Source organism: Vreelandella arctica (genome assembly GCF_037070215.1).
Lineage (GTDB): Bacteria > Pseudomonadota > Gammaproteobacteria > Pseudomonadales > Halomonadaceae > Vreelandella > Vreelandella arctica.
In genome coordinates, this window is sequence record NZ_JBANSN010000003.1 from 84,964 (window position 1) to 98,116 (window position 13,153).

Consider the following 13,153-nt stretch of genomic DNA (forward strand, 5'->3'; position numbering starts at 1 on the left):
GGAGACCCCCATGACGCTGCAGACACAGATTGAGCAGAAGTTAGCGGCACTCGCGCCCGATGTGCTGCAGGTTGAAAACGAAAGCCATATGCACAGCGTGCCCGCGAACTCTGAAACCCACTTCAAAGTGACGCTGGTAAGCGATGCCTTCGACGGCATGATGCCGGTGAAGCGCCACCAGCAGATTTATGCGCTGTTGGCCGATGAACTGTCAGGGCCAGTGCATGCCCTAGCGCTGCATCTTTATACGCCTAGTGAGTGGCAAGCCCGTGGCGGTGATCGGCCTGATTCTCCCAACTGCCGTGGCGGCGGAAAGTGAACCAGGAAGTTATTCGGCGCCACTATCTGGACGCCATGGGCATTACCGCCTGGGGCTCGCGCTACCAACTACCCAATGCGCTGCCTACTGAAGCCTGCGAGTGGGACGATGTTGCGCCAGCTCCTACGCCACCCCGGGAGCGGCTGCAGGCGCTGTTGGATGATGCTCCTGCGCCACGGCGGAACGCGCCTGAACCTCAGGCGTCAGGCGAGGCTATCGCCTCGCCTTCGGCAGTACGCGCGTTGTTGCTGAAGGATAAGCCCAGCTCAGAAAAATCGGACCAAGCCAAACAGAGCCAAACCAAGCAGGTTGGCGCCCAATCCGATAAGGCTGAGCCTACTGCTGATACAGCACTTGCTACGCCAGCCAAGCCCCTTAAGTTCTCCCTCTCCTGTCTATGCCTTAATGGCCGATGGTTATTGCTGCAAGCGGGCGAAATGAGTGCACTTGAGCAGCAATTGTTGGCTAATCTACTTCAAGCAGCGGGTATTCAGCAGAGCGCATTGCCGGAAGTAACGCACTTTACGTGGCCGCAAATGACCAATGCCTTTGCTGTTGAGGACCCACTAGATGAAGCGCGCGAAGGGTTAGCAGCCTTTATTGCAGGCCAGGTAAGTCGGCAGGAGTGGCAGCTAACCCGGCTGATCTGGTGGGGCGAGCTGGGCGCTGAACAAGCGCCGCTGGATCGTATGCTGAACGTGAACGAAGGCCAAAGTCACACGCTCTCGCTGCCTGTCTGGCAGGGGCCAGCGCTTGCCGCCCTTCTCGACGGCACCCGCAGTAAGCGCGATCTATGGCCAGAGCTGCAGGCCTTAAACCAGCAGTGGACGCGCGATAGTTCAACCGGCGCTGAGCCAGCAGTTAATGATCACTGAACTTGGCGTTGAGCATCTAGCCTTATTGACGGCTCTTGAGGGTCAGGCGCAAAGCGGTACCTCCGACTCACAAATGCTGGAAGCACTGGGCAGCCAAGACACCTGTGTAGTGGGCTGGTGGCAGGGTGAAAAGCTGCAAGGTTATGCCATCGTGGCGCGACTGCCGTTTGAGGCGGAGCTGCAAGCGATAGGGGTTGTGCCTGAGTGCCGCCGCAGTGGGGCGGGCTTGGCATTGATGGAAGCCGTTTTAACGCAAGCCCAACGCTGGTCAAGCGAGCGACTGTTGTTGGAAGTGCGAGTGGGGAATCTAAGCGCTATTCGGCTCTATCAGCGCATGGGGCTTACCGAAGACGGGTACCGGAAAGGATACTACCCGGCTCAGGCCGCTCATTCGGCCCAAAGCGACCCAGCGGCACAAAGTACCGCTGGGCGCGAGGATGCACTGCTGATGTCGCGGACACTCTAAGCTGGTCGTGAGACTCTGTCGGCCGCGAGTGGCGTCGATTAAGAGACGCTGGACGTGTCGAGACTATCTCCGACTCGCAAATGCTGGAAGCACTGGGCAGCCAAGACACCTGTGTAGTGGGCTGGTGGCAGGGTGAACAGCTGCAAGGTTATGCCATCGTGGCGCGACTGCCGTTTGAGACGGAGCTGCAAGCGATAGGGGTTGTGCCTGAGTACCGCCGCAGTGGGGCGGGCCTGGCATTGATGGAAGCCGTTTTAACGCAAGCCCAACGCTGGTCAAGCGAGCGACTGTTGTTGGAAGTGCGAGTGGGGAATCTAAGCGCTATTCGGCTCTATCATCGCATGGGGCTTACCGAAGACGGGTACCGGAAAGGATACTACCCGGCTCAGGCCGCTCATTCGGCCCAAAGCGACCCAGCGGCACAAAGTACCGCTGGGCGCGAGGATGCACTGCTGATGTCGCGGACACTCTAAGCTGGTCGTGAGACTCTGTCGGCCGCGAGTGGCGTCGATTAAGAGGCGCTGGACGTGTCGAGACTATCGAATTTGCTGAGTAGGCTATTGAGGCGACGCTCCCACTCTTCGCGCTCCTCTTTCAGCTTGGCGTTTTCGCCACGCAGCTCTTCATTTTCCAGTTTCATCATTTCCAGCGCATCAACAGTATCGGTGACTTTCTGTTCAAGCTGATTAAATAGTTCCAAGCTCATGTATATCTCCCTAGCGTAAAAACGAGACCAAAAAAACGGTAGTAAAAAAGTACCCAAAAAAACAAGCGGAAAGCTTGCCAGCAGGGACGAATGAAGCGAGCGTAACGCCACCACCGCGTGGCGGCAAGCGCTGTTTACCGCTGGTGACGTTGATAGAGCCGTGCGGTGCTTTCACCCGCCTGGGTTTCGCGGTGTAACTGCCAGTTGGCGGGCACCTCTGGGGCAAGCGATGTCTCGGTTTCTAGGTAAATCATTGCCCCGTCACTCAACCAGCCGCCACTCTCCAGCGCTTTACAGCATGGTTCGGCCAACTGCTGATGAAAGGGCGGGTCGAGAAATACCAGTGAATAGGGCTGTGCAGGACGTGTCAGGTAGGTCTGAACATCGTTAATATGCACCGCGCTTGAGGTAATATGCAGAGAGGTCAGATTAGTCGACAGCTGCGCTGCCACCCGCGGGTCGCGCTCGACAAAATCGACACAGGCCGCACCGCGAGAGACCGCTTCAATTCCGAGTGCGCCGGTACCGGCGAAGAGGTCGAGCACCTGCTGACCATAAAGCTGCTGCCCTAGCCAATTGAACAGCGTTTCACGCACGCGGTCAGGTGTTGGACGTAGGCCGGGGCTATCCAATATGGGCAGCTGGCGGCGGCGAAACTCACCGCCGATAATGCGCAGTTTGCCTAGTGATTTACCAAGCGGTTTGCCACCTCGCTGAGCAGGCGTGCGGCGGGAAGCGGATGAGCGGGAGGAGCGTTGTCGTGTCATGAGGCGGATTGTAGCGGGCTGCTTATCCAAAGTCTCGGGTTAGGGTGTTAGCATAACCTTAATGTTCACTATTTATATCGAGTAACACACATGTTTGGTTTTTTTAAGCGTAAGAATAAGCAAGACCCGCAGCAGGCGCCTCAAGACTCGCAGCAGGCGCCAGAGGAAGAGCAGCGTCTAAAAGATCAGCCTCAAGAGCGAGCTGATGAGGGGGGCATTGAGGCTCCAGATACCTCTTCGGAAGCCGTTGAAGAGGTCCCGCCCGTGCAGGATACTTTGCCAGAGCCAGAGCCAGAGCCAGAGCCAGAGCCAGAGCCAGAGCCAGAGCCAGAGCCAGAGCCAGAGCCAGAGCCAGAGCCAGAGCCAGAGCCCGTTCGTGAAACGGCACAACGTCCTGTTTTACAGGAAAAGCCAGTCGCCGAAAAAAGTGAACAGCAAGGCGAACAGAAAGGCTGGTTTGCACGTATCAAATCAGGCCTGGGGAAAACCCGTGCCAATCTAACCGACGGCATCGCCGATCTGTTTTTAGGCAAAAAACAGATTGATGACGAGCTATTGGAAGATCTGGAAACGCAGCTGCTAATGGCCGATGTCGGTATTGACGCGACGACCGAGATTATCGGCCGCCTGGAAGCGCGCGTCTCACGCAAAGAGCTAAATAACCCTGAGGCGCTTTACCGTGGCTTGCAGGAAGAGTTGACCACCATGCTGGCGCCGGTCGCCAAGCCGCTGGTGCTGGAGAAGGCGGGCAAGGGGCCGTTTGTTATTTTAGTGGTAGGCGTTAACGGCGTGGGTAAAACCACCACCATCGGCAAACTCACCCAGCGTTTTCAGCGTGAAGGCAAAAGCGTTATGTTGGCGGCCGGTGACACCTTCCGTGCTGCGGCTGTCGAACAGCTCAAAGTCTGGGGCGAACGCAACCGCGTGCCAGTAATTGCCCAGCACACCGGCGCGGACAGCGCCTCGGTAATCTACGATGCGGTAGCGGCCGCCACTGCGCGAGGTGTTGATGTGCTGATCGCCGACACTGCCGGGCGGCTGCATAACAAAAGCCACCTGATGGAAGAACTGAAAAAAGTCCACCGGGTGATGCAGAAGCTAGATGACACCGCGCCACATGAGGTGATGCTGGTGTTGGATGCAGGCACTGGACAAAACGCTATTTCCCAGGCCAGCACCTTTAATGATGCCGTGCCAGTTAGCGGGATCACGCTAACCAAGCTGGATGGCACCGCCAAAGGCGGCATTATCTTTGCACTGGCCAAACAGTTGGAAACACCCATTCGCTTTATTGGCGTAGGGGAGGGTATCGACGATCTGCGCCCCTTCGAGGCTAATGATTTTGTCCACGCGCTGTTTGACCGCCAAGGGGACGATGCCAGCGCATGATTGCCTTTGAGCATGTGGGAAAACGCTACGGCGGTCGTTTCGAAGCCCTGGCGCATCTCAACTTTCGGGTTGCTCGGGGCGAGATGGTGTTTCTGACTGGCCACTCCGGTGCGGGGAAAAGCTCGCTACTACGCCTAGTGATGCGCCTTGAGAAGCCTAGTCGCGGGCGCGTCGTCGTGGCGGGTCATGATATTGCCCAACTGCATGCCAGTCAGGTGCCGTTCTATCGGCGTCAGATTGGCGTGGTCTTTCAGGATCACCAACTGCTATTTGATCGCAGTATTTTCCACAATGTCTCGCTGCCACTGGAGATTCAGGGGGTTGAACCCCGTGAGGCCGCCCGCCGTGTGCGCGCAGCGTTAGATAAAGTAGGGCTGCTGCACCGTGAAAAGGCGTTGCCGATAGAACTGTCGGGCGGCGAGCAGCAGCGCGTCGGCATTGCCCGGGCGGTGGTCAATAAGCCTGCGCTACTGCTCGCCGATGAGCCTACGGGTAATCTGGATCCACAGCTGTCAGCGGATATTATGGCGCTGTTTGAGGATTTTAACCGAATTGGTACCACGGTAATGATCGCCAGCCACGACTTGGCCCTGATTGCCCAGTTGCGCCACCGCATCCTGCGTTTAAGCGATGGTCGTTTGGTGGCCGACGAGGGGGCGGCATGAAGTCCTCCGCGACCCCAAGGCGCCAGCAGGGAGCGGCATTAAAAACGCCGCGAAAAGCCGCTGCTAAACCACCGGCCGATAAATCCTCACAGCGAGGTGCACGTTCCCAGCAAACGCGCTTTTCCAGCCGTCTGCGGGCCTGGGGACGCCACCATCGCAGTATGGCGTGGGATAGTTTTCAGCGCTTGGTACGTTATCCCTTGGGTAATCTGCTGACGATGTTAGCCATCGCCATTGCCCTGGTGCTGCCCGCTGCGCTGTGGTTGACCCTGGACAGTGCGCGCCTGCTGGATGCCGAGCTTGATGAAAGCGCCACGCTTACCGTTTATCTGGAATTGAGCACTGATGATGCCCAGGCGCAACGTATTGAAGAGGCGGTCAACGCTGAGCAGAGCGTGCTCGAAACCCGGTTGATCAGCGCTGAGCAGGGCATGGCGGAGTTTCAGCAGTCCCTGGGGCTGGATAATGCCTTGGCGGGTTTGGAGAGCAACCCGCTACCCATCAGTATCGTGGTGCATCCTTCAAGCATCGAACCGGCCGCCATGCAGCAGTTGGCTACTACGCTTGAAGCCTTTTCTGGGGTTGATGAGGTGCGTCTTGATCTGGCCTGGGTGGAGCGACTGAGAAACCTGGCTGAGCTGGGAAGGCGCGTTGCGCTGGCGCTGGGAGCGCTGTTTGGCCTGGGCGTTTTGCTGGTGGTTGGCAACACTATTCGCCTGTCGGTGGAAAGTCGCCGCCGCGAGATTGAAGTGGTGATGCTGATTGGCGCCACTCACGCCTTCGTCAGACGCCCATTCCTGTACAGCGGGGCTTGGTACGGTGTTGGTGGTGGGCTGTTAGCGCTGGGTCTGTTAGGCCTGGGCAATCATTGGCTTTCCCTCCCGGTAGCTGCCCTGGCGGCGAGCTACGGTGCCAGCTTCTCATTACCTCAATTCGACGTGACAGGCTCTACAATTCTGCTATCTTGCAGTACACTATTAGGCTGGTTGGGTGCTTGGTTGGCGGTAACTCGTCATCTCTCAAGTATCCGTCCAAAATGATTCAGCAGGCCGATTCAATAGCGCGTGAACCTTATTCTCGCGATAAGGTCTTTGTAGGACAGAATTTAAGGTAATAGGTTATTGATAACGTGCTACGTCAACCACGATGGGTTACAGGGGAGACCACCTGCACATGAGCACTAGTCTTATACCGGTGGGGCAGCTTTCACCCGGCGGTGATCTGGGCGGCTATATCCGCGCAGTTAATGGAATTTCGGTTTTAACCGCTGATGAAGAGCGAGAGCTCGCCTATCGTCTTTACGATGACGGTGATCTGGAAGCTGCTCGGCGTTTAGTGATGTCACATTTGCGCTTTGTGGTTCACATTGCGCGTAGTTATTCTGGCTATGGGTTACCCCAAGCGGATTTAATTCAAGAAGGTAACGTTGGCTTAATGAAAGCCGTCAAGCGCTTCGACCCTAATCAAGGCGTTCGTCTGGTCTCTTTTGCCGTGCATTGGATCAAAGCGGAAATTCACGAATTTGTGCTGCGTAACTGGCGTATCGTCAAGATTGCCACCACCAAAGCGCAGCGTAAGCTGTTCTTCAACCTGCGTAGCGCGAAGAAGCGCTTGGCGTGGCTGAACAACGACGAAGTGTCCGCCATTGCTAAAGATCTCGACGTCAAGCCTGAGATCGTGCGCGATATGGAAGGCCGTCTTTCCTCTTACGATGCCGGTTTCGATGCACCCGCAGGCGATGATGAAGAGAGTACCTATCAGGCGCCGGTGCATTTCCTGGATGACGCCGCATCAGACCCTGCCACGCAGTTGGAAGATAGCAACTTCGAGGAAGACTCGACGCGTCGGTTACAGGTCGCGCTTGAGGGGCTTGATGAGCGCTCGCGAGATATCCTGCAGCGTCGCTGGTTAGCCGATAGTAAAGAGACGCTGCACGACCTAGCCGATGTCTATGGGGTCAGCGCTGAGCGTATTCGTCAGCTTGAAAAGAATGCGATGAAAAAGCTGCGCCAGAAAATGGGCGAGCCGATGGTGGCTTAAGTCAGCTGGTAGTATTTGTCGTATTAAAAAACCGGCCCTTGCAAAAGGTGCCGGTTTTTTTGTGTAGCCTTCATCTGCGGTTTAATCTAGGCGGGCTGTGCCGCGGCGCGCAGTAGTTGCGCAGATAACAGCGACCATTGATCTTCCCAGTGTTCGGTGGGTAGGCGCTTAAAGTCGCTGCGTACGTACTGCGAAATCCGGCCTTCTGCTTGGGCCGCCAGTAAATTAGCGGCGGCGGAAGCGGGAATCGTAGGGCGCAGACCTTCACGCAGTTCGGCTTCGCGTAGTACCTGTTTGAGCTGCATCTCCAGGCGTTCAAAAAGCTGATTTATCCGTTGGCGTAGCCTTGCTGTTTCGCCGGTGAGTACGTCGCCCCCCATCACCCGGGCTAGCCCAGGGTTTTTCTCGGCGAAGCCCAGTAGCAGCGCCAAGATGGTGCCGCAGCGGGTAGTGGCGTCGGGTACGTCGTCTAAAATACGCGTAATGCGCTCAAAAATGCTCTCTTCAATAAAATCAATCAGCCCCTCAAACATACGTGCTTTGCTGGGGAAGTGACGGTAGAGCGCTGCTTCTGAAACACCTACCTGACGAGCGAGAGCGGCAGTAGTAATGCGTTTGCCACTGTCTTCTTCAAGCATTAATGCCAGTGCTTGGAGTATCTGCTCGCGGCGGCGAGGTTTTTGATCTTCGCTCATGATGTGCCCTCCGTCGCGGTTAGCTCGCGTCCGTGATTAGGGTGCCCACCCCAGCATTGGTGAAAATTTCCAGCAATACCGCGTGGGGGACACGGCCATCAATAATGTGCGAGCTATTCACACCGCCTTTCACCGCATCCAGTGCGCAGCGAATTTTGGGCAGCATGCCGCCATAGATAGTGCCATCTTCGATCAGGGCATCGACTTGTGCGGTGGTTAAGCCAGTGAGCACCTCGCCTTCAGCGTTCATGAGGCCGGCGACGTTAGTGAGCAGCATCAGCTTTTCAGCGTTAAGCGCTTCGGCAATCTTGCCTGCTACCAAGTCAGCATTGATATTGTAGCTATGGCCCGCAGCATCGACGCCAATCGGGGCGATTACCGGGATAAAGTCGCGCGCTGCCAGCATCTCAATCAACTCGGTTGAGATCGATTCCACTTCGCCCACGTGGCCGATATCGATAATCTCCGGGGCCGTCATTTCGGGGCTTTGATGTTCGACCTTGAGTTGGCGGGCACGAATTTGTGCGCCGTCCTTGCCGGTCAGGCCGATCGCCTTGCCGCCGCTCTGGTTGATCAGATTCACGATGCTTTTATTAACCAAACCGCCCAGCACCATCTCGACCACGTCCATGGTTTGCGAGTCGGTGACCCGCATGCCGTTGACGAAGCGTGACTCGATATTGAGCTTTTTGAGTAGGTCGCCGATTTGCGGCCCGCCGCCATGCACCACTACCGGGTTGATGCCGACTTCCTTCATTAGCACGATATCGCGGGCAAAGGAGTCAATCAGGGTGCTTTCGGTCATGGCGTTGCCGCCGTATTTGACCACCACCGTTTTGCCTGAAAACTGCTGAATGTAGGGGAGGGCTTCGGAAAGCACCTCCACAACGACCTGCGGGTCGCGACTGGTTGAACTCATGAGGTTGTCCCTTGCGAACGTTTATTATGCTGCTAACGTTTATGCTGATTGAGTAGTGAGGGTCGCGCTTTCTAAGCGCGCGATCCCTTCAGCGCCTAACTATATGAAGAGCTATGTGAAGAGCAATTTGAAGAGCTATCTCATTACTGGGGCAGCTCAATATCTGGCGCGACGCGCTGTAGCGCGTTATTAAAAACCGTTTTAATGCGAGCTAGCGCGGCATCGGTCTTGCCTTCAAAGCGCATAACCAGGGCTGGTGTGGTGTTAGAGGCGCGACATAATCCCCAGCCATCCGGGTAATCAACGCGAATACCGTCCAGCGTAGTTTTGATACCTTCGCCGAAGTCGCCCTCGCGAGCAAGCTTATCTATTAGAGAAAATTTGTTAGCGTCGGTAACCGCAATATTTATTTCCGGGGTACCAACGTCTTGGGGAAATGTGGCGAAAAAAGTATCCGCATCGTCAGGCTGGTTGGCGAGGATTTCTACCAGCCTAGCGGCGGCATAGAGGCCATCGTCAAAACCATACCAGCGCTCTTGGAAAAAAATATGCCCGCTCATCTCTCCGCCCAACTGAGCGCCGGTCTCTTTCATGCGCGCTTTGATCAGGGAGTGACCGGTTCGCCACATCTCAGGCTCGCCCCCAGCATCACTAATCACTTTGACTAGGTTGCCGGTGCACTTGATATCAAAAATAACCTTGGCGCCGGGCAGGCGCGTGAGCATATCGGTGGCAAATACCATCAGCAGGTGGTCGGGATAAATCAGCTTGCCGGTGGAGGTGACCACGCCTACTCGGTCGCCATCGCCATCAAAGGCAAGCCCAATGTCAGCGCCCGTTTCTTGCACCTTGCGCGTCAAGTCCTGCATATTTTCCGGTTTGCCAGGATCCGGGTGGTGATTGGGAAAGTGGCCATCGATCTCATCGAACAGCGCAATCGTTTCAATACCCAGGCGGGTTAGTAGCTGCGGGCCAAGCTCGCCAGCAACCCCGTTGCCGCAGTCGACCACGGCTTTGATCGGCCGGTTGATCTTAACGTCACCTAAAATGCGCGCTAAATACGTTTCGCGGAGATCCTGCTGGGTGATGCTGCCTTGACCGCTCTCCAGGTTGCTAGACTGGATACGCTCAAACAGCGCGGTAATCGCATCGCCGGAGAGCGTTTCGCCGCTCAGCACGATTTTAAAGCCATTGTAATCAGGCGGGTTATGACTGCCGGTAACCATCACGCCTGATTGGGTGCCTGGCAAGATATGGGTGGCGAAGTACAGCACCGGCGTGGGGACCATGCCGATATCAATAACGTCTCGTCCTGCAGCATTCAGGCCACGCATCAGCGCTGCTTGCAGCCGAGCGCCTGAAAGGCGACCGTCGCGTGCGACTACCACGCTGGATTCGCCCCGTGCGGCGGCTTCCGAGCCCACGGCGCGTCCGATCATTTCTACCGTCTCTTCGGTGAGCGTGTCGTCAACGATACCGCGGATATCGTAGGCGCGAAAAATCGAAGCGGGTACGGTCTGTGCGTTCATAGGCTTCCCAGCTAAACAGAAATTGCCTTGCAAAGGTTTCTTAACCACGTCCTGTCAATTGCTATTGCTAATGGCTATTGCTAATAGCTACTGACTGCCGGTGCTGCCAAACCCGCCGCTTCCCCGCAGGGAGTCTTCAAACGCGTCCACAAGAGTGAGTTCGGCTTGCACAACAGGCACAAGCACGTACTGTGCCAGGCGGTCGAAGGGGGCAAGGGTAAAGTCGCTCTGGCCCCGGTTCCAGACCGAAATCATCAGCTCGCCCTGGTAATCGGAGTCGATCAAGCCCACCAAGTTGCCCAGTACAATGCCGTGCTTATGCCCCAAACCGGAGCGCGGCAGAATCATGCCTGCTAAGCCTGGGTCTTCAATATAGATGGCAATGCCCGTGCGCACGAGCTGGCAGTCGCCGGGCGTCAAGGTCAGCGGCGCGTCCAGCAGGGCGCGTAGATCCATGCCTGCAGAGCCTGCCGTTGCATAGGTGGGGAGATAGTCGTGCAAGCGTTCATCTAACACTTTGCACTGCAGGCGGGGGCGGGCACTCATTGGGGTTCTCCAGAAGCGTTAGTAGAGGTTGTTTCAGGTGCTGTCGTCGATAGCAGGGTGAGCGCCTGGTGAATGATCGTAGCGGCCAGCTGGGTTTTCGGCTGGGGTGCTTCCGCCCGGCTTTCAACGCCTTCTGCGGTGCGCCATAGTAACCAGGCGGCATTCTGGTCGCTGCCAAACCCCAGGCCCGCCTGGGAAACATCGTTAGCCACGATCATATCCAGCCCTTTGCGCTGCAGTTTATCCTGCGCGTAGCGCTCTATTTCTTGGGTTTCGGCGGCAAAGCCAACTACCAGCGGGCGCTGCCCAGCGGGAAGCGCCGCTATGCTGGCGATAATGTCAGGATTTTTCACCAGGGTCAGGGTGAGAGTGTCGCTATCGTCCCGCTTCTTGAGCTTGTGCTCGGCGGGTGCCGCCGCACGGTAATCAGCAACCGCCGCGCAGCCGATAAATAGCGCCGCTTGAGGCGCTAACCGCTGTGCTTCACTGTGCATCTGCTCGGCTGACTCAACGTCAACCCGCGTAACGCCCGGCGGGGTGGGTAAGTTAACTGGCCCGCTGATCAGCGTCACTTTAGCGCCTTGCGCCACTGCCGCTGCAGCTAAAGCAAAGCCCATTTTTCCCGAACTGTGATTGGAAATATAGCGTACCGGGTCCAACGGTTCGCGAGTTGGGCCAGCGGTGATCACTACATGAGGGGCGCCAGCGGAGGAGCCATAATAAGGAGAAGGTGGCGCTGCAAACAGTGCTATCACAGCACTAAATATCTCTTCAGGCTCACTCATGCGGCCAGGCCCCACATCACCACAGGCTTGATCGCCCGCGGCAGGGCCTATTTGCTGCCAGCCGTCTTGCTGCAGCTGCGCCACATTGCGCTGAGTGGCCGGGTGGCGCCACATCGCCTGGTTCATTGCCGGGGCAATCAGCTTGGGCGCTTCTGAGGCCAGGCAGAGCGTGGTGAGCAAATCATCAGCCATGCCGAGCACTAATCGAGCGATTAAGTCGGCCGTGGCTGGGGCGATGAGTGCTACATCCGCCCAGCGGGCCAGCTCAATATGGCCCATGCCCGCTTCGGCTTCCGGGTCGAGTAAGGAGGTGCGCACCGGCTCACCGGAGAGTGCCTGCAGGGTGAGCGGCGTAATAAAGGCCTGAGCCCCATCGGTCATTACCACACGCACCTCGCAGCCCGCTTGCTTAAGCAGGCGCACAAGCAACGCGCTCTTGTAAGCAGCAATACCCGCGCTAACCCCGAGTAGCACCCGTTTGCCGGTGAGTGTTGAGCCAGTGGTGAAAGCGTTTATCGGGGTGCTTGTTGTGTCAGCAACAGAAGCCATGTTCAGTCATCCACATCAGCGTTCGTGAGGAGGCTTACCATACCACTGGCACCACCAATTTGGCATATTGGGGAGAAACAAGGGTAAGCTAGGTTTACTGAGGCAGGCTGCGTGATTGGGTTTGAACGCGGATTGCGTTAATTACCAAGGGCGGACAAAGCGGGAAGGTGCGATGGGAATCAATCACTGGCCAGAGGGTGAGCGGCCGCGGGAGAAATTATTAAACGCAGGTGCCCAGGCGCTTTCGGATGCGGAGTTGCTGGCTATTTTTTTGCGCGTCGGCGTGCAGGGGCGCTCAGCGGTTGATTTGGCGAGGGATTTGCTCACAAGCTTTGGTGGCTTACGCCAACTGTTGGAGGCTGATCAAGCAAGTTTCTGCGCTGCCCATGGGCTAGGCACCGCTAAGTATGCCCAACTACAGGCTACGCTTGAGTTGTCGCGGCGCCATTTGGCTAGCCAGTTGGCGCGTGGCAATGCACTGACATCGCCTGCCTTGGTGCGCCACTATCTGAGCTCCCAGCTGCGTCATTTAGGCCATGAAGAGTTTGCGGTGCTTTTTTTGGATACACAGCACCGAATTATTCGCTATGAATCGCTGTTTCGCGGTACCCTAGACAGCGCATCTGTTTACCCCCGCGAAGTTGCCAAGCGCGCTTTAGAACTTAGTGCTGGCGCCGTTATCCTGGCTCACAATCACCCATCGGGTGTGGCAGAGCCAAGCGATGCTGATCGACGAATCACCGAACGCTTAAAAGACGCGCTCGCACTGTTTGAAGTGCGCGTGTTGGATCATTTCGTGGTGGGAGATGGAGAAGTGGTCTCTTTTGCCGAGCGTGGCTGGCTATAAGCAGAATCAACGCGCAGTACATTGCGTGACGCTATCTAAGTTAAATGAGCAAAATG

16 protein-coding genes are annotated in these 13,153 nt (G+C 56.7%); 9 read left to right on the plus strand and 7 right to left on the minus strand.

Going from position 1 to position 13,153, the window contains the following annotated elements; genetic code table 11:
* Positions 1-10 precede the first annotated feature (10 nt).
* The 4 genes from V8L70_RS03435 to V8L70_RS03450 all read left to right on the plus strand — a co-directional run bounded on the left by V8L70_RS03435 (position 11) and on the right by V8L70_RS03450 (position 2,133).
* A complete protein-coding gene (locus V8L70_RS03435; RefSeq protein WP_101147690.1) occupies positions 11-319 on the plus strand; it encodes a BolA family protein in 309 nt (102 codons plus the stop codon).
* Entirely contained in the window at positions 316-1,194 is an 879-nt protein-coding gene (locus tag V8L70_RS03440) for a hypothetical protein (RefSeq protein WP_336268862.1), read from the plus strand. Before V8L70_RS03435 ends, V8L70_RS03440 begins: the two co-directional genes overlap by 4 nt.
* Complete coding sequence (locus V8L70_RS03445; protein ID WP_101147692.1) at positions 1,184-1,660, plus strand: GNAT family N-acetyltransferase; 477 nt, start codon at positions 1,184-1,186, stop codon at positions 1,658-1,660. Before V8L70_RS03440 ends, V8L70_RS03445 begins: the two co-directional genes overlap by 11 nt.
* A 65-nt stretch (positions 1,661-1,725) precedes the next feature.
* Positions 1,726-2,133 carry a GNAT family N-acetyltransferase gene (locus V8L70_RS03450; protein WP_336268968.1) on the plus strand — a complete coding sequence of 136 codons (408 nt, stop codon included), beginning with the start codon at positions 1,726-1,728 and terminating at the stop codon, positions 2,131-2,133.
* A 38-nt stretch (positions 2,134-2,171) separates the two neighbouring features.
* On the opposite strand, the gene zapB is transcribed toward V8L70_RS03450, so the two are convergent.
* On the minus strand, positions 2,172-2,366 hold the full coding sequence (gene zapB, locus V8L70_RS03455) for a cell division protein ZapB (protein ID WP_008959905.1): 195 nt from the start codon (positions 2,364-2,366) through the stop codon (positions 2,172-2,174).
* Between the two features lie 134 nt (positions 2,367-2,500).
* A complete protein-coding gene (gene rsmD, locus V8L70_RS03460) occupies positions 2,501-3,133 on the minus strand; it encodes a 16S rRNA (guanine(966)-N(2))-methyltransferase RsmD (protein WP_176302504.1) in 633 nt (210 codons plus the stop codon).
* A 90-nt stretch (positions 3,134-3,223) separates the two neighbouring features.
* On the opposite strand from rsmD, the gene ftsY reads away from it, so the two are divergent.
* The 4 genes from ftsY (at position 3,224) to rpoH (ending at position 7,227) form a co-directional block, all read left to right on the plus strand.
* Positions 3,224-4,522 carry a signal recognition particle-docking protein FtsY gene (gene ftsY / locus V8L70_RS03465; RefSeq protein WP_336268863.1) on the plus strand — a complete coding sequence of 433 codons (1,299 nt, stop codon included), beginning with the start codon at positions 3,224-3,226 and terminating at the stop codon, positions 4,520-4,522.
* Positions 4,519-5,187: a cell division ATP-binding protein FtsE gene (gene ftsE, locus V8L70_RS03470; RefSeq protein ID WP_008959902.1), complete on the plus strand. Its 669-nt coding sequence runs from the start codon at positions 4,519-4,521 to the stop codon at positions 5,185-5,187. Before ftsY ends, ftsE begins: the two co-directional genes overlap by 4 nt.
* Positions 5,184-6,227: a permease-like cell division protein FtsX gene (gene ftsX / locus V8L70_RS03475; RefSeq protein WP_336268864.1), complete on the plus strand. Its 1,044-nt coding sequence runs from the start codon at positions 5,184-5,186 to the stop codon at positions 6,225-6,227. The genes ftsE and ftsX overlap by 4 nt, the downstream gene beginning before the upstream one ends.
* A gap of 133 nt (positions 6,228-6,360) precedes the next feature.
* Positions 6,361-7,227: an RNA polymerase sigma factor RpoH gene (gene rpoH / locus V8L70_RS03480; RefSeq protein WP_008959900.1), complete on the plus strand. Its 867-nt coding sequence runs from the start codon at positions 6,361-6,363 to the stop codon at positions 7,225-7,227.
* An 86-nt stretch (positions 7,228-7,313) separates the two neighbouring features.
* On the opposite strand, the gene slmA is transcribed toward rpoH, so the two are convergent.
* From slmA to coaBC, 5 genes are all read right to left on the minus strand, one after another.
* Positions 7,314-7,922, minus strand: a complete 609-nt coding sequence (gene slmA / locus V8L70_RS03485; RefSeq protein WP_101147434.1) for a nucleoid occlusion factor SlmA — start codon at positions 7,920-7,922, stop codon at positions 7,314-7,316.
* Positions 7,923-7,941: 19 nt separating this feature from the next.
* Positions 7,942-8,841, minus strand: coding sequence for an acetylglutamate kinase (gene argB / locus V8L70_RS03490; RefSeq protein ID WP_101147433.1), 900 nt, complete (start codon positions 8,839-8,841; stop codon positions 7,942-7,944).
* Between the two features lie 143 nt (positions 8,842-8,984).
* The gene (locus V8L70_RS03495; RefSeq protein WP_336268865.1) at positions 8,985-10,370 is read right to left on the minus strand and encodes a phosphomannomutase/phosphoglucomutase; all 1,386 of its coding nucleotides are present in this window, start codon (positions 10,368-10,370) and stop codon (positions 8,985-8,987) included.
* Between the two features lie 87 nt (positions 10,371-10,457).
* On the minus strand, positions 10,458-10,916 hold the full coding sequence (gene dut / locus V8L70_RS03500; RefSeq protein ID WP_336268866.1) for a dUTP diphosphatase: 459 nt from the start codon (positions 10,914-10,916) through the stop codon (positions 10,458-10,460).
* A complete protein-coding gene (coaBC, locus tag V8L70_RS03505; RefSeq protein ID WP_336268867.1) occupies positions 10,913-12,250 on the minus strand; it encodes a bifunctional phosphopantothenoylcysteine decarboxylase/phosphopantothenate--cysteine ligase CoaBC in 1,338 nt (445 codons plus the stop codon). The genes dut and coaBC overlap by 4 nt, the downstream gene beginning before the upstream one ends.
* Positions 12,251-12,422: 172 nt before the next feature.
* On the opposite strand from coaBC, the gene radC reads away from it, so the two are divergent.
* Complete coding sequence (gene radC, locus V8L70_RS03510; protein WP_101147429.1) at positions 12,423-13,097, plus strand: RadC family protein; 675 nt, start codon at positions 12,423-12,425, stop codon at positions 13,095-13,097.
* The last annotated feature ends 56 nt before the right edge of the window (positions 13,098-13,153 follow it).

Coding starts and splice junctions, on each gene's coding strand:
- argB (WP_101147433.1), bottom strand. CDS start 8,841: ATGAGTTCAACCAGTCGCGACCCGCAGGTCGTTGTGGAGGTGCTTTCC.
- ftsY (WP_336268863.1), top strand. CDS start 3,224: ATGTTTGGTTTTTTTAAGCGTAAGAATAAGCAAGACCCGCAGCAGGCG.
- rpoH (WP_008959900.1), top strand. CDS start 6,361: ATGAGCACTAGTCTTATACCGGTGGGGCAGCTTTCACCCGGCGGTGAT.
- slmA (WP_101147434.1), bottom strand. CDS start 7,922: ATGAGCGAAGATCAAAAACCTCGCCGCCGCGAGCAGATACTCCAAGCA.
- ftsX (WP_336268864.1), top strand. CDS start 5,184: ATGAAGTCCTCCGCGACCCCAAGGCGCCAGCAGGGAGCGGCATTAAAA.
- V8L70_RS03445 (WP_101147692.1), top strand. CDS start 1,184: ATGATCACTGAACTTGGCGTTGAGCATCTAGCCTTATTGACGGCTCTT.
- rsmD (WP_176302504.1), bottom strand. CDS start 3,133: ATGACACGACAACGCTCCTCCCGCTCATCCGCTTCCCGCCGCACGCCT.
- zapB (WP_008959905.1), bottom strand. CDS start 2,366: ATGAGCTTGGAACTATTTAATCAGCTTGAACAGAAAGTCACCGATACT.
- dut (WP_336268866.1), bottom strand. CDS start 10,916: ATGAGTGCCCGCCCCCGCCTGCAGTGCAAAGTGTTAGATGAACGCTTG.
- radC (WP_101147429.1), top strand. CDS start 12,423: ATGGGAATCAATCACTGGCCAGAGGGTGAGCGGCCGCGGGAGAAATTA.
- V8L70_RS03435 (WP_101147690.1), top strand. CDS start 11: ATGACGCTGCAGACACAGATTGAGCAGAAGTTAGCGGCACTCGCGCCC.
- V8L70_RS03495 (WP_336268865.1), bottom strand. CDS start 10,370: ATGAACGCACAGACCGTACCCGCTTCGATTTTTCGCGCCTACGATATC.
- coaBC (WP_336268867.1), bottom strand. CDS start 12,250: ATGGCTTCTGTTGCTGACACAACAAGCACCCCGATAAACGCTTTCACC.
- ftsE (WP_008959902.1), top strand. CDS start 4,519: ATGATTGCCTTTGAGCATGTGGGAAAACGCTACGGCGGTCGTTTCGAA.